The organism is Brachybacterium sp. AOP24-D1-21 (assembly GCF_052378665.1).
Lineage (GTDB): Bacteria > Actinomycetota > Actinomycetes > Actinomycetales > Dermabacteraceae > Brachybacterium.
This window is the reverse complement of record NZ_JBQSXX010000002.1, coordinates 786,798-805,436: the sequence shown is the minus strand read 5'-3', so window position 1 is coordinate 805,436 and position 18,639 is coordinate 786,798. Positions and strand designations below refer to the sequence as shown.

General features: G+C 70.8%; 17 protein-coding genes. 9 read left to right on the top strand and 8 right to left on the bottom strand.

Annotation, left to right across the window (positions count from 1 at the left end; genetic code table 11):
* The first annotated feature begins 75 nt into the window (after window positions 1–75).
* Complete coding sequence (locus ACT3UF_RS18325) at window positions 76–894, top strand: CHAD domain-containing protein (protein ID WP_444501888.1); 819 nt, start codon at window positions 76–78, stop codon at window positions 892–894.
* Window positions 895–924: 30 nt separating this feature from the next.
* Here ACT3UF_RS18325 and dnaG read toward each other — a convergent pair whose 3' ends face one another.
* The 3 genes from dnaG to dusB are packed head-to-tail and all read right to left on the bottom strand — an operon-like array spanning window position 925 to window position 5,447.
* On the bottom strand, window positions 925–2,901 hold the full coding sequence (dnaG, locus tag ACT3UF_RS18320) for a DNA primase (protein ID WP_442331695.1): 1,977 nt from the start codon (window positions 2,899–2,901) through the stop codon (window positions 925–927).
* A 4-nt stretch (window positions 2,902–2,905) separates the two neighbouring features.
* Complete coding sequence (locus tag ACT3UF_RS18315; RefSeq protein WP_441442945.1) at window positions 2,906–4,210, bottom strand: deoxyguanosinetriphosphate triphosphohydrolase; 1,305 nt, start codon at window positions 4,208–4,210, stop codon at window positions 2,906–2,908.
* 4 nt (window positions 4,211–4,214) lie between these two features.
* Entirely contained in the window at window positions 4,215–5,447 is a 1,233-nt protein-coding gene (gene dusB / locus ACT3UF_RS18310; RefSeq protein ID WP_441442944.1) for a tRNA dihydrouridine synthase DusB, read from the bottom strand.
* Between the two features lie 193 nt (window positions 5,448–5,640).
* Between dusB and ACT3UF_RS18305 the strand changes: the two genes are divergently transcribed.
* The gene (locus ACT3UF_RS18305; RefSeq protein ID WP_441442943.1) at window positions 5,641–6,744 is read left to right on the top strand and encodes an LLM class flavin-dependent oxidoreductase; all 1,104 of its coding nucleotides are present in this window, start codon (window positions 5,641–5,643) and stop codon (window positions 6,742–6,744) included.
* 83 nt (window positions 6,745–6,827) lie between these two features.
* On the opposite strand, the gene ACT3UF_RS18300 is transcribed toward ACT3UF_RS18305, so the two are convergent.
* On the bottom strand, window positions 6,828–8,219 hold the full coding sequence (locus ACT3UF_RS18300; RefSeq protein ID WP_444501889.1) for a glycine--tRNA ligase: 1,392 nt from the start codon (window positions 8,217–8,219) through the stop codon (window positions 6,828–6,830).
* Between the two features lie 137 nt (window positions 8,220–8,356).
* Here ACT3UF_RS18300 and ACT3UF_RS18295 point away from each other — a divergent pair, with 137 nt between their 5' ends.
* The 5 genes from ACT3UF_RS18295 to ACT3UF_RS18275 are packed head-to-tail and all read left to right on the top strand — an operon-like array spanning window position 8,357 to window position 12,231.
* On the top strand, window positions 8,357–9,361 hold the full coding sequence (locus ACT3UF_RS18295; protein WP_441442941.1) for a metal ABC transporter substrate-binding protein: 1,005 nt from the start codon (window positions 8,357–8,359) through the stop codon (window positions 9,359–9,361).
* On the top strand, window positions 9,358–10,200 hold the full coding sequence (locus ACT3UF_RS18290) for a metal ABC transporter ATP-binding protein (RefSeq protein ID WP_441442940.1): 843 nt from the start codon (window positions 9,358–9,360) through the stop codon (window positions 10,198–10,200). The genes ACT3UF_RS18295 and ACT3UF_RS18290 overlap by 4 nt, the downstream gene beginning before the upstream one ends.
* Window positions 10,197–11,120, top strand: a complete 924-nt coding sequence (locus tag ACT3UF_RS18285) for a metal ABC transporter permease (protein WP_441442939.1) — start codon at window positions 10,197–10,199, stop codon at window positions 11,118–11,120. Before ACT3UF_RS18290 ends, ACT3UF_RS18285 begins: the two co-directional genes overlap by 4 nt.
* Window positions 11,121–11,155: 35 nt before the next feature.
* Window positions 11,156–11,626, top strand: a complete 471-nt coding sequence (locus ACT3UF_RS18280; RefSeq protein ID WP_441442938.1) for a Fur family transcriptional regulator — start codon at window positions 11,156–11,158, stop codon at window positions 11,624–11,626.
* On the top strand, window positions 11,623–12,231 hold the full coding sequence (locus ACT3UF_RS18275; RefSeq protein ID WP_441442937.1) for a DedA family protein: 609 nt from the start codon (window positions 11,623–11,625) through the stop codon (window positions 12,229–12,231). The genes ACT3UF_RS18280 and ACT3UF_RS18275 overlap by 4 nt, the downstream gene beginning before the upstream one ends.
* 26 nt (window positions 12,232–12,257) lie before the next feature.
* Here the strand turns inward: ACT3UF_RS18275 and ACT3UF_RS18270 are convergent, their stop codons facing one another.
* Both ACT3UF_RS18270 and recO read right to left on the bottom strand, forming a co-directional pair.
* Window positions 12,258–13,064 (bottom strand): isoprenyl transferase, encoded by an 807-nt coding sequence (locus ACT3UF_RS18270; protein WP_441442936.1) that lies wholly within the window; start codon window positions 13,062–13,064, stop codon window positions 12,258–12,260.
* Window positions 13,065–13,111: 47 nt separating this feature from the next.
* Window positions 13,112–13,846: a DNA repair protein RecO gene (recO, locus tag ACT3UF_RS18265; protein WP_444501890.1), complete on the bottom strand. Its 735-nt coding sequence runs from the start codon at window positions 13,844–13,846 to the stop codon at window positions 13,112–13,114.
* A gap of 227 nt (window positions 13,847–14,073) precedes the next feature.
* Between recO and ACT3UF_RS18260 the strand changes: the two genes are divergently transcribed.
* Together ACT3UF_RS18260 and thpR are read left to right on the top strand one after the other, a co-directional pair.
* On the top strand, window positions 14,074–14,790 hold the full coding sequence (locus tag ACT3UF_RS18260) for an EcsC family protein (protein WP_444501891.1): 717 nt from the start codon (window positions 14,074–14,076) through the stop codon (window positions 14,788–14,790).
* Window positions 14,790–15,377, top strand: coding sequence for an RNA 2',3'-cyclic phosphodiesterase (gene thpR, locus ACT3UF_RS18255; protein ID WP_444501892.1), 588 nt, complete (start codon window positions 14,790–14,792; stop codon window positions 15,375–15,377). The genes ACT3UF_RS18260 and thpR overlap by 1 nt, the downstream gene beginning before the upstream one ends.
* Before the next feature lie 57 nt (window positions 15,378–15,434).
* Here the strand turns inward: thpR and ACT3UF_RS18250 are convergent, their stop codons facing one another.
* Both ACT3UF_RS18250 and ACT3UF_RS18245 read right to left on the bottom strand, forming a co-directional pair.
* Window positions 15,435–16,202, bottom strand: coding sequence for a methyltransferase domain-containing protein (locus tag ACT3UF_RS18250; RefSeq protein WP_444598978.1), 768 nt, complete (start codon window positions 16,200–16,202; stop codon window positions 15,435–15,437).
* Window positions 16,203–16,320: 118 nt separating this feature from the next.
* The gene (locus tag ACT3UF_RS18245) at window positions 16,321–18,594 is read right to left on the bottom strand and encodes a M28 family peptidase (RefSeq protein ID WP_444501894.1); all 2,274 of its coding nucleotides are present in this window, start codon (window positions 18,592–18,594) and stop codon (window positions 16,321–16,323) included.
* Window positions 18,595–18,639: the final 45 nt, after the last annotated feature.

Sequence of the window (18,639 nt, the reverse complement as noted above, 5' to 3'; positions counted from 1 at the left end):
CGCCGTCAGGAGCGCGCTGGCCCCGTAGTCTCGATGGGGGTATGACCGCGACGGTTCACTTCGAGGAGGCCGACGATGGGCAGTGACCGTGACCCCCTGACCGCGTACCTCGCCCTGCATACGACGCGGGCGCTCGAGGGCGTGCGGCATCTCGCCGCCGCACCGTCGGTCGAGATGGTCCATGACACCCGCACCTCGTTGCGCCGGCTCCGTGCGACCGTGCGCACGTTCCCGCAGTCCTTCCCCGACCTGGTCGCCGATGACGCGGACCTGCAGTGGGTCGCTCTCGGGTTCGGCGCCGTCCGGGACGCCGACGTGCTCGCCGAGCTGCTGCTGCCCCTGGCGGAGTCACTCAGCGCCACCGACGCCGACGCGCGTTCCGCTGACGCACCGTCCAGCGAGCAGCACGCGCTCGCCGCGGCCCTGACCTCCGCCCGCGAGCGGGCGCTCACGGACCTCCGCGCGCATGCCGAGGACGCACGCTGGGCGCGGGCCGTCGGCCAGCTCGAGCAGTGGAGCGCAGCGCCGCCGTCGCTCGCGATGCCCGCGACAGAGGACACGCTGCGACGCGCCCGCGACACGGTCAGGCGCCGACTCTCCGCCGCGGGCGGGCAGCCGGATGCCCTCCATTCCGCGCGCAAAGCCGCCAAGCGCTGGCGCTATGCCGCCGAGCTGCTGGCTCCGGTGGAGCCTGCCGCTCAGGCGCATCTGGAGGAGGCGCAGCAGGTGCAGGACGTGCTCGGGGAGTTGCAGGACACCGTGATCGGCACCGAGTTCCTGGACGGGCTGCAGAGCCCCGGAAGGGCCAGCAGCACCACCCTCGTAGGGCGCCTGCGGGACGCGCTGAGCGTCTCCCGGGCCCAGTTGGTGGCCCGCGCCGCGTCGTTGCTCTGACCGTCGTCGCCTCCCTGGTAGGAGGGTCCCTCAGTCGTCCCCGGCGCGCAGCGTGCGGCGCTTGACCTGCACCTGCGCGAGGCGCGACATGATCTCCTGATGCCGCTCCGCATCCCCGGGATCCGTGCGCTGCAGGCGCTGCTTGAGCACTGAGTACTCACGGGTGATCGACAGCTCGGTGAGGCGGTTCAGCAGCGAGTCAGCGAGCTTGCGCAGATCCTCCTCGTCCCGGGCCGGCAGGTCGAGGTTCGCGATCTCGACGATCATCGGCCTGATGGTCTCGCCGGCGATCTCGAGGACCTGCTCGAGGTAGCGGGCGGCATGCAGCTCCCCCGCGACGGCGTCGAGCAGGGTGCCGGCCGCGAGCATCACGTCCCACACCCCCTGCAGCGTGGGCACGTGGAAGGAGTCGTCCGGGAGCGAGGCCACCTTCTCGGGGTCCAGCAGCTGCGGCGCCTGGAGCATGACTGCGAGCGACTGCGTCTCGACCTGCCCCACGGGGTCACGGGGGTTGACCGCATCGGCCAGGCGCGCGAGCGGCAGGCTCTGCGGCGCGCCGTCGGCCCCGGATCCCCGCTCGCCGGGCCGCTCGGTCGTCGGTGCCGGCTCGTCGGCCCGGTGGCCGCCGCGGCCTTCGCTGCGGGCCGCGTCATGCACGGCGCGCAGCACGGTGCGCTCCTCCATCCCCAGCCAGCCGGAGAGCCGACGCGCATACTCGGGGCGCATCGCACGGTCGCGGATCTGTGCCACCACCGGCGCGGCCATCCGCAGGGCGGTGACCTGACCCTCGACGGTGTCGAGGTCCACCTGGGCGATCGCCGAGCGGATCGCGAACTCGAACAGGGGCCGACGGTTGGCGATGAGGTCCCGCACCGCCTGGTCGCCCTGGGTGATCCGCAGCTCGCAGGGGTCCATGCCGCCGGCCTCGACCGCGACATAGGTCTGGGCCACGAACCGCTGGTCCTCCTCGAAGGCGCGCAGCGCCGCCTTCTGTCCGGCGGCGTCGCCGTCGAAGGTGAAGATGACCTCGCCGGCCAGCCCGCGGCCATCAGTGTTCAGGCGCAGCCCGGCCGAGGCGTTGGAGTCCCCCATCACCCGGCGCACGATCTTCACGTGATCAGGGCCGAAGGCGGTGCCGCAGGAAGCGACCGCAGTGGTGACCCCGGCGAGGTGGGCGGCCATCACGTCGGTGTAGCCCTCGACCACCACCACCTGGTGCTGGGAGGAGATCTCCTTGCGGGCGATGTCCAGGCCGTAGAGCACGCTGGACTTGTGGTAGATCGCGGTCTCGGGGGTGTTGAGGTACTTGGGGCCCTGGTCGGACTCCAGCAGGCGGCGGGCGCCGAAGCCGATGGTGTTGCCGGTGATGTCGCGGATCGGCCAGACGAGCCTCCCGCGGAAGCGGTCGTAGACCCCGCGCTGCCCCTGGGAGACGAGGCCGCTCGCGGTCAGCTCAGCCTCGGTGAAGCCGCGGGAGCGCAGCACTCCGGTCAGTGAGTCCCAGCCCTCCGGGGCGAAGCCCACGCCGAAGTGCGCGGCGGCCTCCTGGTCGAAGCCGCGTTCGGTGAGGAACCTGCGGCCCACTTCCGCCGAGGGGGTGCTGAGCTGTTCGCGGAAGTACTCCTCGGCGATGGAGTGGGCATCCAGCAGCCGGCGCCGGGTCCCGAAGTCGGGCCGATCCGCGCTGCCGCCGCCGCTGTCCTCGTAGTGCAGCTGGACCCCGTAGCGGCCGGCCAGCATCTCGACCGCCTCGACGAAGCTGAGGTGGCTGATCTTCTGCACGAAGGAGATGACGTCCCCGCCCTCGCCGCAGCCGAAGCAGTGCCAGTGGCCCAGCTGCGGGCGGATGTTGAACGAGGGGGTCTTCTCGTCATGGAAGGGGCACAGCCCCTTCATCGAGCCGATTCCGCCGGTGCGCAGCGTGACGTGCTCGGCGACGACCTCGTCCAGGCGGGAGCGCTCCCGCACCAGTTCCACGTCAGCGCGACGGATCAGTCCCTGGGCCACCGGCTCAGAGCTCCGATCCGAGGCCGGGCAGGGGGGTGTCCGCGGCGGTGATGTGCGTGAGGTCCCGGTCGAAGAGGACCTCGTGCAGCCTGCGGGCGGTGACGTCGGTGTAGGACGCGATCTGGTCCACGACCACCCGGCGCCGCACGTCGTCGTCCGTGGCGCTCTGCCAGAGCTCGGCGAAGAGCGGGCTGAGGTACTGGGTGCCGGTGTTCCAGAGCCGCGAGTAGAGGTCGCGGATGATCTCCTCCTGGGCCTCGTACACCGGCTGCTGCGACGCGGAGGACATCACATAGGCGGCGGCCAGGCCCTTGAGCACGGCGATCTCGAGGTGGGTGTGATCGGGCACCTCCACCGTTCCCGCGTATCTGGACATGGCGTCCTGGCCGTGGGCGGCACGGGTGGCGGAGATCGCGGAGTGGGTGAAGCGGCCGATCAGCTGGCTGGTCATGTCCTTCAGCGCGGCGGCCGAGCGCATCGTTCCGTCGAAGGTCGGCATCCAGTAGGGCTCGGCCTCGAGCCGCGTGAGCGCCTCGTCGAGCGCATCGATGGATTCGCCGGGCATGTACCAGTCCTGGACCACGTACAGCGCCGCGGCTCGCTCCATCGGATCCTGCAGCCGCTTGAGGTCCAGGGTCAGGCCGGTAATGGCGTCCTCGATGTCGTGCACCGAGTAGGCGACGTCATCGGCGAGGTCCATCACCTGCGCCTCGAAGCACTGCCTGCCGGGGATCGCTCCCTCTCGGGCCCAGGTGTAGACGTCGAGGTCGTCGGCATAGGCGCCGAACTTCACCGAGGTCGGATCGGGGCCCTGGCCGCGCGTCCACGGGTACTTGATCGCCGCGTCGACGCTGGCCCGGGTGAGGTTCAGGCCGTAGGGACGGTCCTCCCCCACGACCTTCGGCTCGAGCCGGGTGAGCAGGCGGAGGGTCTGGGCATTGCCCTCGAAGCCTCCGAAGTCCGCGGCGAGCTCGTCGAGGACCTTCTCGCCGTTGTGCCCGAACGGCGGGTGTCCGAGGTCGTGGGACAGGCAGGCGGCATCGACGATGTCGGGGTCGCAGCCGAGCTCGGCACCGATGTCGCGGCCCACCTGGGCGACCTCGAGGGAGTGGGTGAGGCGGGTGCGCACGAAGTCGTTCGACCCTGCGCCGAGCACCTGGGTCTTGGCGCCGAGCCGGCGCAGCGCGGAGGAGTGCAGCACGCGCGCGCGGTCCCGCTGGAAGGGTGTACGAGCCTGCGACTTCGGGGGCTCGGGAACCCACCGTTCGAGGTCGGGCGCCGAATAGCCGGCCGGAGACGGGGTGGTCATGCGGTCATCCTCCCGAGGTGTCGAGCTCGGCCTCGTGGAGGCGGGCGGCGTGCTCGGTGCTGAGCTCACGGGAGGACATCCAGCCATCGGGGACGTGGGCCTTCTTCGGCGTGCCGGCCCGGCCGCGCGGTCCCTCGACCGCAGCACCGGGATAGGGGCTCTCGAGGTCGAGCTCGGCGAGCTTGGCATCGAGGTCGGCGAGGGACTCCATGGTCGCCAGCCGGTGGCGCATCTCGCCGCCGACGGGGTATCCCTTGAAGTACCAGGCCACATGCTTGCGCAGATCACGCAGGGCCCGGCCTTCGTCCTCGAAGAACTCGATCAGCAGCTCGGCGTGGCGGCGCAGGATCTGCGCGACCTCGCCCAGGGAGGGCTGGATCCGGTCGGGCTTGCCGGCGAATCCGGCGGCGAGGTCGGCGAACAGCCAGGGGCGTCCCTGGCAGCCGCGGCCGACGACGACGCCGTCGCAGCCGGTCTGGTCCATCATCTCGAGCGCGTCCTCGGCGGACCAGATGTCACCGTTGCCGAGCACGGGGATGTCGGTGATCAGCTCCTTGAGCTCGGTGATCGCGCCCCAGCGGGCCTCGCCGGAATAGTGCTGGACGACGGTGCGGCCGTGCAGGGCGATCGCCGCCGCGCCGACCTCCTGGGCGATCAGCCCGGCGTCGCGGAAGGTCTGGTGCTCGTCGTCGATGCCGATGCGGGTCTTGACGGTGACGGGCACCTCAGGACCGGCGGCCTCGACCGCGGCGGTGACGATGCGGGTGAAGAGCTCCGTCTTCCAGGGCAGCACGCCGCCGCCGCCGCGGCGGGTGACCTTGGGGACCGGGCAGCCGAAGTTCAGGTCGATGTGGTCGGCGAGATCGCGCTCTCGGATCATCTCGACCGCGCGGCGCACCGTGGCGGGGTCCACGCCGTACAGCTGCACCGAGCGCGGGGTCTCCCGCTCCCCCATCGTCACCAGGCGCCAGGACTCCTTGTGCCCCTCCACGAGCGCGCGCGTGGTGACCATCTCGCCGACGAACAGACCGCCGTCGTCCTGGCTGTGCAGCGCGCCGAACTCACGGCACAGCAGGCGGAACGCCATATTGGTGATCCCTGCCATCGGCGCGAGCACGACAGGGGTGTCGATCGTGTGCGGGCCGATGGTGAGGGTGCGACGCGGACCCGTCACGGCGGCCGAGGTGGCGGGCGCGGCAGGGTCGCTCAGCAGGGGCGAGGTCTCAACGGTGGTCATCCCCTCGATTGTCCCATCTCACCCGGTCAGGCGGGAGTCATGACGGGGGTGATGTGCATCGACGCCCGATGGGGAGGAGACGTCCAGGAGCTTGGTCCCTGCGCGACCCCGCTCCGGTGCGAGACCATGAAGGCAGCGGCGCATCGCCCTTCTCCCTCCGCGCCGTCCCGGCCCTCGTCGCAGGAGGCGTGAGATGTCCACATCCGCATCATCAACCCACCGAGTGCCCCGCATGGGCTTCGTGACCCAGGTCGACCACACCGGGATCCGCACCACCGGCACTGCGGTGACCAGCACGGGGATCGACGAGGGCATCGAGCTGTTCCTCACCGCCGAGGAGCTCGGCTACGAGGTCGGCTATGTGCGGGTGCGCCACCTGCAGGACTCCCTGTCCTCGCCGCTGCTCTTCCTCGCCGCACTGGGCCAGCGCACCCGCCGAATCCAGCTCGGCACCGCGGTGATCCCGCTGCGCTTCGAGAACGCGGGAAGGCTGGCCGAAGACCTCGCCTCCGCCGATCTGCTCACCGGAGGCCGGCTCCGCCCCGGGGTCAGCTCCGGCTACTCGGCGAATGACGCGATGTACGCACGCGCCTTCGGGGCTCTCCGCGATGAGCGCGCCGATCATGTGGACCGGATCCTGCACGATCTGCTCTCGCTGCTCGACGGCGAGATCGTGGCCGGCGCCGACTCTCACATCGAGGGGATCGATCCCGGTGCACCGCTGCGGATGCAGCCCCGGGCCCCGTCCCTGCGCTCCCGGCTCGCCTATGGTGCGGCGGGTCCGCAGCGGGCGGCGATGGCGGGGCGGCTGGGACTCGAGCTGCAGCTGGCGACGATGGTTCCGGACGACGGATCCGGACGCTCCTTCGAGGAGCTGCAGCTGGAGGTGCTGACCGCCTATCGGGAGGCCTCGCAGGAGGCCGGCTTCGGGGAGGGCACGGTGATGGTCAGCCGCCAGATGGTGCCGGTGCGCAGCGACGCGGAGCTGGAGCGCTACGTCACCCTCCTCCCCCGGGAGCGCACCGCGGATCCGCGGATCGTCGGCGAGCACCACGGCCAGGAGATCGGCGGGCACGACGCAGTGTTCAGCGAAGTGGTGCTGGACGAACCGGCGGAGGTGGCCAGGAAGCTGTGGGAGGACCCGGTGGTGCAGACGGCCGACGAGCTCGCACTCGTGCTGCCCCCGAATGCACCGCTGGCCGATCAGCAGGCGCTGCTGAGGACCTTCGCCCGCATGGTGGTCCCGCAGCTGCAGCTGGTGCTGGGCCGCCGCGGCGCGGGACCCGATCAGCTCTGACCCCGGCCGGACTGCCTGACCTGCACGGGCCCGCGCCTGCGCCCCGGGATTCCGGAGCGCAGGCGACTCGTCGGCGGCTGTTCTCAGACGCCGAGCAGGCGCGTGGCGAGGTAGGCCTCGACCTGGTCCAGTGCCACCCGCTCCTGTGCCATCGTGTCGCGCTCGCGGATGGTGACGGACTGGTCCTCGGCGGTCTCGAAGTCCACCGTGATGCAGAACGGGGTGCCGATCTCGTCCTGACGGCGGTAGCGACGACCGATGGCCTGGGTGACGTCCATCTCGACATTCCAGTGCTTGCGCAGCTGGTCGGCGAGCTGCGTGGCCCGGGGGACGAGGTCCTCGCTCTTGGACAGCGGGAGCACCGCGACCTTGACCGGGGCCAGGCGCGGGTCGAGCTTGAGCACGGTGCGCTTGTCGACGCCGCCCTTGGCGTTGGGTGCCTCGTCCTCGCTGTAGGCGTCCACCAGGAAGGCCATCATGGCGCGGGTGAGGCCGAAGGAGGGCTCGATGACGTACGGCGTGTAGCGCTCGTTCGCCGCCTGATCGAAGTACTGCATCTTCGTGCCGGAGCCGTCGGTGTGGGCGCCGAGGTCGAAGTCGGTGCGGTTGGCGATGCCCATCAGCTCGCCCCACTCGCTGCCCTGGAAGCCGAAGCGGTATTCGAGATCGATGGTGCCGGCGCTGTAGTGGGCACGCTCATCCTCGGGCACGTCGAAGCGGCGCAGGTTCTCCGCGTCGATGCCCAGATCGATGAACCAGTCCCAGCAGGCCTCGACCCAGTCCTTGAACTGCTGATCGGCCTCCGCCGGCGGAGTGAAGTACTCGATCTCCATCTGCTCGAACTCGCGGGTGCGGAAGATGAAGTTGCCGGGGGTGATCTCGTTGCGGAACGCCTTGCCGACCTGACCGATGCCGAAGGGCGGCTTCTGTCGGGTGGCCGTGACCACGTTGAGGAAGTTCACGAAGATTCCCTGCGCAGTCTCGGGGCGCAGGTAGAACAGGCCCGCCTCGTTGTCGACGGCGCCGAGGAAGGTCTTCACCAGGCCTGAGAACTGCTGCGGCTCGGTGAACTCGCCGCGGGTGCCGCAGTTGGGGCAGGCGATCTCCGCCATGCCGCCCTCCGGGGCGCGGCCCTTCTTCTCCTCGAAGGCCTCCAGGAGGTGGTCCTCACGGAACCGGTTGTGGCAGCTCTTGCACTCCACCAGCGGGTCGGTGAAGGTCTCGACGTGGCCGGAGGCCTCCCAGACCTGCCTGGGCAGGATGATCGAGGAGTCCAGACCCACCATGTCGCCGCGGGACTGGACGAAGGTGCGCCACCACTGCCGCTTGATGTTCTCCTTGAGCTCCACGCCCAGGGGTCCGTAGTCCCAGGCGGAGCGGGTTCCGCCGTAGATCTCACCGGCCGGGAACACGAAGCCGCGCTTCTTGGCGAGTGCGATGACGTTGTCCAGCGTGCTGGCGGGGGCCTTGGCCACGGGGATACTCCTGGTGACGGTGTGGGTCGGAACCGCCCCAGCATAGTCACCTCCCGCACTGTGACGGTCCCCACGCGAGGGGACCTGAGCGGCCGATCCACTTGCACACCGCCGGAACGGTGGTGAGAATGATTGTCATGTCGCTTCCGTCCCGCCCCACCCGGCGCTCCCTGTTCACCGCTGCCGGCCTCACCGTCGGCACCGCCCTCCTCGCGGCGTGCGGGGGCGAGAGCGGTGCGGCCGACGGGAAGCTGTCGGTGGTGACCTCGGCGTATCCCCTGGCATACCTGGTCTCCAGGATCGGCGGGGAGCACGTCGCGCTGGAGGACCTCTCCTCGCCGGGAGCTGACGCGCACGGCCTGGAGCTCTCGGTCAAGCAGGTCATGGCCATCGAGAAGGCCGACCTGGTGCTCCAGATCCCCGGCTTCCAGAATGCGGTGGACGACGCCATCGCCTCCCATGGCGAGGGCAACGTGCTCGACGTCTCCACCGCCATCAGCCTGCTGCCCGTCGGCGCCGAAGGCTCCCATGAGGAGCACGCCGAGGCGGACCACGAGGGCGAGACCGAGGAGGAGCACGCCGAGCACGCCTCCGATGGCGGCGGCTCCCACGACGGTCATGACCATGGCCCGAACGATCCCCACTTCTGGCACGACCCGCTGCGCATGGCCGATCTCGCAGACGCCATCGCCGCTCGCCTGGGTGAGCACTCCCCGGAGAGCACGCAGTCCTTCACCGACGCGGCAAGCACCCTCCGGACCGAGCTCGAGGAGCTCGACGCCGAGCTCGTGGAGTCCTTCGGTGCAGTGAGCGGCGAGAGGCCCTTCATCACCAGCCATGCCGCGTATGCCTACCTTGCCGAGCGCTATGCGCTGCACCAGATCGGCATCTCTGGTGTCGATCCCGAGACCGAGCCGTCCCCGCAGCGCCTGCTCGCGCTCGAGGGAGTCGTCGAGGACGAAGGCGTGAGCACGATCTTCTTCGAATCCTCCGCCTCCCCCAAGGTCGCCCAGACCCTCGCGAAGAACTTGGGCATCGAGAGCGCCGAGCTCGACAATCTCGAGACCCAGCAGTCGGAGGACGCGGATTATCCTCAGGTCATGCGAGACAACTGCACTGCCCTGGTCGCGAGCTGGACGTGAGCGGCGACATCACCTCTGCCGCCGGTCCCGTCGCCCGCCCCGCCGCCGGCCGGGCCATCGACGCAGTCAGCGACGCTTCTATCGACACCGTGCCCGTCGTCGAGGTCACTGCGGCCTCCGTCAGCCGAGGTGGGCAGCGCGTGCTCCACGACGTAGACCTCCGCATCGTCCCCGGTGAGCTGGTGGCCCTGCTGGGCGCCAACGGCTCCGGCAAGTCGACTCTCCTGCGCGCGGCGGTGGGGATCCTGCCGCTCGATTCCGGCAGCGCGCGGCTGTTCGGAGAGCCGGTCCATCGCAGCCTCGCCCACGACCGTCTCGGCTACGTGCCGCAGGACTCCGCAGAGGCGGGGTCCATCCCCGCGACCGCTCAGGAGACTGTCGCCAGCGGCCTGCTGGGTGCTCGGTCGTGGTGGCCCAGCCGCCGTGACCCCCGGGTCCTGAAGGCCCTCGAGCAGGTCGGGATGTCGGATCTTGCCGCTCGTCCCATCACCCGGATGTCCGGCGGGCAGCGGCGTCGCGTGATGATCGCCCGCGCCCTGGTGCGCGACCCTGACCTGCTGGTGCTCGACGAGCCGTTCTCCGGGGTCGACCTGCCCACCCAGGACCTCATCTCCCAGCTCTTCCGCGAGCTGTCCGCCACCGGCACCTCGATCCTGGTGGTCCTTCACGAGACCGGTCCGCTGACCGGAGACATCCATCGCGCCGTCGTACTCGACCACGGCCATGTGGTGCACGACGGACCCGTCGAGGACCGCCCGCGCCTCCATCCCGGGCACGGCCATCCCGAGGATGCCGCCCCGATCGATCAGTGCCTCGGCCAGGAGATGAACCCCCTGTGATCTCGCCCCTCGACATCCTCACCTCCGACCTGCTGCGCTACCCGCTGATCATCGCGGTGCTCATTGGGCTCACCGCCCCCGTGGTCGGCACCTACCTGGTCCAGAAGCGGCTGTCCCTGCTCGGCGACGGGCTCGGTCACGTCGCCCTCACCGGCGTGGCCGTCGGCTGGCTGGTGGGTGCCTGGCTCACCGCCTCCCCCGCGGACCTGCTGGCGATCCCCGGCGCCCTGGCGGCCTCGGTGATCGGCGCCGTGCTGATCGAATACGTCCGGGAGGTCAGCCACACCAGCCGCGACGTGGCGCTGGCGATCCTGTTCTACGGCGGCATCGCCGGTGGCGTGGTGATCATCCAGCTCGCCGGAGGCACCTCCCAGAACCTGATGGGCTATCTCTTCGGCTCCCTGTCCACCGTCACCGCACCGGACACCGTGATCGCGCTGGTGCTCGCGGTGCTGGTGCTGGCGATCGGGGTGGGGCTCTCCGGGCTGCTCGCCGCGGTCACGGCGGATGAGGAATTCGCGCGTGCCTCCGGACTGCCGGTGCGCGTGGTGAACGTGCTGATCGCGGTGATGGCCGCGCTGACCGTCACCCTCTCGATGCGGATCGTCGGCGCTCTGATGGTCTCCGCGCTGATGATCGTCCCCGTCGCCGCCGCCCAGCATCTGGTGGTCGGCTTCGCCCGGACCATGCGCACCGCGATGGTGATCGCCGTGCTCTGCTCTTTGGGCGGACTGCTGATCACCGTGTACGTGGATCTGCCGCCGGGCGGCGTGATCGTGCTGCTGACCATCGCCGCCTACATCCTCGGCCTGCTGTTCCGGGCGCTGCGGCCCGTACGGCCGATCTCTGCGCTCGGCGGTCCCGGCCCGGGGCGGGCTGATGCCCTGCCCCTCGCCGCACGTGCAACGCCCCACGACTGATAGAAGTCCTGGTCGCCGTGGAGGAGAATGTCGGTATGCAACGGAACACCCGCCAGCGGACCGCGATCCTCGAGACGCTCTCGCGGCAGGACGACTTCCGCAGCGCCCAGCAGATCCATGAGCAGATGAGGGCCGACGGGGAGACCGTGGGCCTGGCCACCGTGTACCGGAATCTCCAGGTCCTCTCCCGCTCCGGTCGGCTCGACGTGCTGGTGGCCGGCGACGGCGAATCGCTGTACCGCCAGTGCGAGGACACCGGGCACCACCATCACCTGGTGTGCCGGGAGTGCGGCCGCACCGTCGAGTTCCTGGCCCCGAAGCTCGAGAATGCGATGACCGCGATCGCCCACGAGCACGGCTTCACCGATGTGGACCACACGCTCGAGGTGTTCGGCCTCTGCGGGGACCATGCAGAGCAGGCCGCCGAGCCTGACGAGGACCTCGACGAGGACACAGACGAGGACGACGTCGACGACGGAGACGAAGCAGAGGACGCCGCACGATGATGGAGTGGGTCGGGAACCTGCCGCTGCTGCCTGCAGTGGCATTCCTGTACGTCGTGATCTGGTGCCGCGCCGGCGCCACCTATCTGCTGGGGCGCGGCGCCCGCAGAGCCGCAGACCGGGGGCGCATCGCCGCGTTCCTCAACTCTCCGAGCGTGCGGCGCGCCACCGAGCTGATCAACCGGTGGGGAGCGCCGGTGGTGGCGCTCAGCTTCCTCACGATCGGGTTCCAGACCGCCGCCAACGCGGCCGCCGGACTCACCGGCATGCCGGCCAAGCGGTATCTGCCCGCTCTCGCGATCGGAGGGCTCGCCTGGGCCGTCATCTACGCGACCGTGGGCCTGGTGGCGTTCATGGCCTGGTTCGAACTGTTCCTGCTCTCCCCCTGGGCCGCCGTCGCGGCGCTGGGGATCCTCGTGCTGCTGGTCTGGGTCCTGCTGCGGCATCGGCGTCGCACCGGCGGCGTGATGGCACCGGCCCCGGGCACCGCGGAGAGCGCAGAGGATGCCGGATCGGCGCTCGGCGCCTCTCAGCACGGCGCCACAGAGCACGGCGCCTCGGCGCACGCTCGCAGCACCGAGCGCGAAGACCATCCCGTCGAGGGCTGATCGGTCCGTCGAGTCAGTCCGTCGAGTCAGTCCGTCGGGGGCTGATCCGGAGCGTCGATCGCGCCCCCGTAGCGGCGGTCCCGCCGCGCGTAGTCAGTGATCGCCCGCCAGAGCACCCGACGGTCGACATCCGGCCACAGCTCGGGCACGAAGACCAGCTCGGCGTAGGCAGCCTGCCAGAGCAGGAAGTTCGAGGTGCGCTGCTCTCCGCTGGTGCGCAGGAACAGGTCGACGTCCGGCATATCGGGATCGTCCAGGTGGCGTGCGAAGCTCTTGGCCGTGATGCCCCTGGCGCTGAGGCGGCCGGCGCGGGCCTCCTCCGCGATCTCCCGGACCGCGTCGATGATCTCGGCCCGCCCGCCGTAGTTCACACACATGTAGAGCGTCATGCGGGTGTTCTCGCGGGTGAGCTGCTCGGCCTCGCGCAGCTCCTTGATCACGCTCCCCCACAGTCGCTGCTCGCGACCGATCCATACGATCCGCACCCCCCAGGAGTTCAGGGTGTCGCGCTGGCGGCGCAGCACGGAGCGGGAGAAGCCCATCAGGAAGCGCACCTCCTCCGGGGAGCGCTTCCAGTTCTCCGTGGAGAAGGCGTAGGCGCTCAGATGGGTCACGCCGATCTGCAGGGCCCCGGCGACCACGTCCAGCAGTGCGGCCTCCCCCGCCTCGTGCCCTGCGGTGCGGGGCAGGCCCTGCTGGTTCGCCCAGCGCCCGTTGCCATCCATGACCACCGCGACATGGGCGGGGATGGTGGGGGCGGGCAGCTGCGGGGGCCGTGCACCGCTGGGGTGCTCGAACGGCTCCTGGTACCCGTGACGGGCGGCACCGGGCATGAGGTCCTCCTGGATCGGTCGCAGGGCTGCGGGGATCGAGCGCGTGCTCAGCGCTCTACGTAGTGCAGGGAGCGCACGGAGCGTTCGAGGTGCCAGGTCACCGTGTCGGTGATAAGACGGCCCGCCTCCTGCATGACGGACTCCTCGCTCTGGAGCACATTCTCCCAGTCTCCGGCGAGCAGGAAGATCAGCTGCTCGATCGTGGACTGGCGCACCGCGATCGCTCCCGGTTTCCGGCAGGGTGTGCAGACCAGACCGCCGGCGCGGATGTCATAGGCGTGATGGGGTCCCTCCGCACCGCATGAGGCACAGACCCTCAGCTCCGGCGCCCAGCCCGAGACGGCGAGGGTGCGCAGCAGGAAGGAGTCCAGCACCAGCGGCGGCGCGAGCCGGCCCTCGCCCATCGCCCGCAGGGCCCCGACCAGCATCAGGAAGCCCCGCTGGTGGGGATCGACCATCTCGTCGGTGAGCCGGTCCGTGGTCTCGAGCATCGCGCTGGCAGCGGTGAAGCGCCCGTAATCAGCGCTGATGCCCACGGCGAAGGCGTCGATCGTGACCACCTGGGTGACCGTGTGCAGGCTCTTGCCGACGTGCAGCTGCACGTCGACCAGGTTGAACGGCTCCAGCCGGGCACCGAAGCGGCTGCCCGTGCGGCGCACGCCCTTGGCGACCGCCCGCACCTTGCCGTGGCGCCGGGTGAGCAGCGTGATGATGCGATCGGCCTCACCCAGGGGGTGGGTGCGCAGGACGATCGCATCGTCACGGTAGAGCTTCTGCTGCATGGTCCTTGGAGCCTACGACCACGGGGACTCCCGGCACCGCAGGCGGGCACGGTGTCGAGCGGGAGGTCGCTCACCCCGCTGGTTTCCGCGTCGCAGGCTCCCGCGCTGCTGATTCGCGCCCCACCGAGCGGTCAGGCGCGTCGGTCCACGCCCCGGCGCACGGCATGATGGGAACCATCGACCGCCGCACTGCCGCTTGCGCGGTGCACGACGAGGAAGGAGGCGCCATGGGGATCTTCTCGATGCTGCGCCATGACAAGTCGGCCAGGAGCACCGCGCGTGAGGCGATGAAGGAGGCCCGGCGCGGCGACCAGTCACCGCAGGGTGGGGCTCTCGAACGCGTGGTGACGATGATCCGCGACATCGGCCTGGACGGGAAGCTCGCCTATCCCTCGGCCGCGGACACCGCCCGCCGCGCCCAGCGCGGGCGCGGGAAGCGCCGCCCGAAGGTGGCGGTGCGCCGCATCGTGCGCCGGCATCGCTGGGGCGTGACCGCAGGCGGTTTCGTCACCGGTCTCGGCGGGTTCCTCACCCTGCCCATCCTGCTGCCCACGAACGTGGTCGAGTTCTATGTCCAGGCCACCCACATGGTGGGGGCGATCGCGGCAGTGCGCGGCTATGACCTCGAGGATGAGGAGGTCCGGGTGCGAGTGCTCGCAGCTCTGCTCGGCGAGGAGTCCGGGGACGTGCTGAAGAACGTGGGCCTCGGCCCGATCGCCGGGGTCGCCACGCGCGGCCTCGCCAAGCGCCTGCCGACGACCCCGCAGTCGGAGCTCGCCGGCGCCATCGGCGGCCGCCTGCTGCGACGCTTCGGACTGCGTTCCGCACGCCTGTTCGGCAAGGCGATCCCAGGGCTCGGTGCTGTGCTCGGCGCGCTCGCCGACCGCTCCCAGCTGAACAAGATCGCGTCCGCCGCACAGAAGAGCTTCCCGCCGGTGGTCTGATGCGGGTCTTCGTCGCCCTCCGCCCCTCCTCGACCGCGCTCGAGCATCTGGACTCAGCGCTCGAGGAGATGCGTGCGCGCGCGGGCCGTGCGCTGCGCTGGGTGGACCCCGCCCAGCGCCACCTGACGCTCGCGTTCCGGGCAGACCTGCCGGGTGGCGCGCTCGAGCACACGGTCGACGAGCTCGCGCGGACCGCTGCCCGGCATCGGCCGATGCCGCTCCAGCTGAGCGGTGCAGGGGTGTTCAGCGCCCGCACGCTGTGGATCGGCGTGGGCGGTGCCACCGAAGCATTGGGCGCTCTGCTGGGCGAGGAGCTGCTCGAGGCTGAGGGCCGCGAGCGGCGGCGAGCTCACCTGACCGTCGCCCGAGTCTCGGCCCGCTCTCCTCGACCGCGCCGGCGTCGCCGTGGCGAGGAACCGCCGCTGGATCCGACGCAGCTGTTGCTCGCGGAGGTGGTCCGGGCACTGTCCGTCTATCGAGGGCCGACGTGGGAGGCGACGGAGCTGGAGCTGCTCGAGTCGCGGCTGGGACAGGGCCGCTCGGGCGGTCCCCACCACGCGGTGCTGGCCACGATTCCGCTGGGCTGAGGGCTTCGGTCAGTCCGAGCGCCAGTCAGTCCGGGCGCCGATCAGTCCGGACGCCGATCAGTCCGGGCGCCGGCCCACGGCGAAGATCCGACGGAACGGGAGCACGACTCCACGGCCCGTATCGGGATAGGCCTCGCGCAGCACCGCCTTGAACGCGGTGGCGAACTGCTCGCGGAGCGGGCCAGGCAGCGCCTGCAGCGTCGGCCGGGCCCCCGTGCCGCTGACCCATTCGAACACCGGGTCCTGCCCATGCAGCACATGCAGGTAAGTGGTCTCCCACGCATCGACCTCGAGCCCGAGCCGCTGCAGGGCGCCGAGATAGGTCGCGGCGTCGTGGGAGGCGGGCGAGGCGATGCCCTGCAGGTGACCTGCATAGGGCTCCTCCGCAGCGAGTTCCCGGCGCAGGGCATGGCTGGGCTCCTCGAAGTTCCCGGGGACCTGCATCGCGAACCAGCCGCCCGGGGCGAGCAGGTCCACCAGACGGGGCAGGAGCTCGAGATGGCCGGGGACCCATTGCAGCGCGGCGTTGGTGATCAGCACATCGAGGGGTGCGGCGGGCGACCAGTCGCGCAGATCCCCCAGCTTCGCGACCAGACCGGGGATTGTCCGGGCGCGGACGATCATCTCCGGGCTCGAGTCCACGGCGATCACCTCGGCCTTCGGCCAGCGCTCGGCCAGGAGCGCCGTCTGGGTGCCGGGTCCGGCGCCGAGATCCGCGACCCGCTGCGGGTCTTCGGCGCCGATCCGGGCGGTGAGCTCGAGGAAGGGGCGAGCGCGCTCGCCCCCGAACCGCAGGTACTGCTCCGGACTCCAGGTGTGCGCCATCTGCTGCCTCTCGTCCGGGGTCTCTCCTCCAGGAATTATCTTGACGTCAAGGTATATCGCCAGGGAGCCGAGAGCAAGGGCATCGCAGACCCCCGTTCAGTTCAGCGAGGGACGGCGATCAGCGCGGGACGGCGACGCTCACCTCCATCCGCGGCTGCACGAGGGAGACGTCATCGCCCGGCGCGACCCAGCCGGCGGCGAGTGTCGGATCGTAGCTCGTCTCGCGCAGCATCAGCTGCGATTCAGGGGGCACGGTCGCGGTGATGCGCACCGTCTGGCCGGCACGGACGCCGTGGATCATGACCCGCTCGAGCCCTTCGTCGGACTCCACCGCCACCCCGTCCACGGCGACGTCGGTGAGCAGACCATCGCTCGCCTCGAGGGTGAGCTCAGATGCATCTCTCTGGGCGTCGATCGAGATCTCCTGCGGTCCCTCCGCGGCGCCTTGCACGCTCACGACCGGCGCGGCGACGTCCGAGGTCGCCGCTGTCCCGTCGAGCTCCCGACCCCAGTTCGTGCTGCCGGAGACCTCCCAGGTGGTCGCGCCGCTGGCCCCGTCCACATGCGCGATGACCCGCTCCTGCGTCGGCTCCGGCGCGGCGAGGGTCCAGGCGGTCCCACCGATCACGAGCCCGATCGCGAGGACCGCGGGCAGCACCGGGATGAGGAGACGGTGAGGCCGACGGGCCGGGCGGGCACCGGGATCGACGCGCGCACGGCGCTGCCGGTCCCCGGCGCGACCGCGGGAGCTGGCGAGGGAGCTGGCACGGGAGCTGCCGAGCAGCAGCGGGCCTGCGGCGCCGAGCCCGATCAGCGCCGTGCCGGCCAAGCCTCCGGCGGCGGAAGCGATCCCGAACTCGGCCAGCGCGGAGAGCTGGGTGCCGAGCATCCATGCCGTCGGCAGCACGGCGAGCACCCGCACCACCAGAGCGGGCATCGGCGGCAGCAGCGCAGCGCCCAGCGCGCCGACCGCTGCGATCGCGGCGGGCAGGATCATCGAGCTGCCGAGCGTGGGCGAGTACACCCCGAGCACCGCGAGCAGGGCCGTGACGATGAACGCCGCGCCGAGCAGCGCGGCCGTGCGCGAGATCAGCAGCCGGACCACCACCCAGCCGGCCGCCACCACCGCAGCGGCGGCGAACATCTCCGCGAGCAGGAAGAGCTCGGCCCGCACGGGTTCGCCCATGGTCTGGGAGAGCATCTCGGGAGTCGCAGCAGCGGTGGCCTTCCACAGCGCGTACGCGGCGAGCACCCCGCCGACGAGGGCCAGCATCCCCACCACCGCACCCACTGCGGCACCGGGGAGGGTCACCTCCGCGCGATAACGCCGCACCAGCAGCGTGACGAGCACGGCCAACGGCGCCAGCAGCCCGAGCACGGTCATCACCAGGGGCGGCACCTGCACCACTCCCCACGGAGCAGTGGTCTGCACCGGATGCTCGTCCGCACGTGCCTGGAGCGCAGCGAGATCACGGCCACCGAGATCGCGGGTCAGGGCCAGGGTCAGCTCGCCGTAATGCTGGAGGGTGCCGGCGTCGAGATGCGCGGCATCGTCCTGCGCGGAGTGGTACGCCCAGGACTCATCGATGATCGCCATGTCCATCCCCCACCAGCCCGCATCCCGGTAGGAGCTGAAGTCGGTGTAGTTGGGGATGATGCCGAACAGGGCATCGGTGAAGGACTCGAACTCGGGGCTCGGCGCCGAGCCGATCACGGCGTGCATCGGCCCGCTCGCCCGGGTCACCAGCGGCCGGCCGGAGATGCCGCGCGCCTCATGGTTCAGCACCACCACCGGCGCGGTGAGCTCCTGGCCCGGACCTGCCAGGTACGCGTCCGAGCCCAGCAGGCCCCGCTCCTCACCGTCGACCAGCAGGATCACGAGGTCGTTACGCAGCGCCTCCGGGCCCAGTGCCCGGGCCGTCTCGAGGATCACCGCGAGGCCCACCCCGGCGTCGGCCGCGCCGGGCGCGCCGGGGACCGAGTCGAGGTGGGAGGCGAGTACGACCGTGCCGGTGGGATCGATGCCGGGCCGGGTGGCGACGAGATTGCGGACGTATCCTGCCGAGGCCTCGCCCTCTCCGGTGCGCGTCCCGATCCCCTCCTGGGTCTCTATCTCGAAGCCGAGTGCGCTCAACTGGTCAGCGAGCTCCTGATGGGCGCTGTCGTTCTCGGCCGAGCCGAGGGGCCGAGGCACGGCGACCACGGGCGCGACGGACGCCGCCGCGCGTTCGGCGCTGAAGGCGTCCTCGGGTGCCGCAGCATCGCGCGGCGCGGTCACGCCTCGAAAGGCGAAGCCCGCGACCACCGCGCCCAGCAGCACCAGCAGCAGCACGGCGGCGTGCCACCGAGGGCTCGGGGCTGGAACGGTGCCGTCATCCTGAGGAGTCGTCATGGGAACGTTCTACCCCGTCGGGGCCGACGCTTCGTCCCCCGCGCG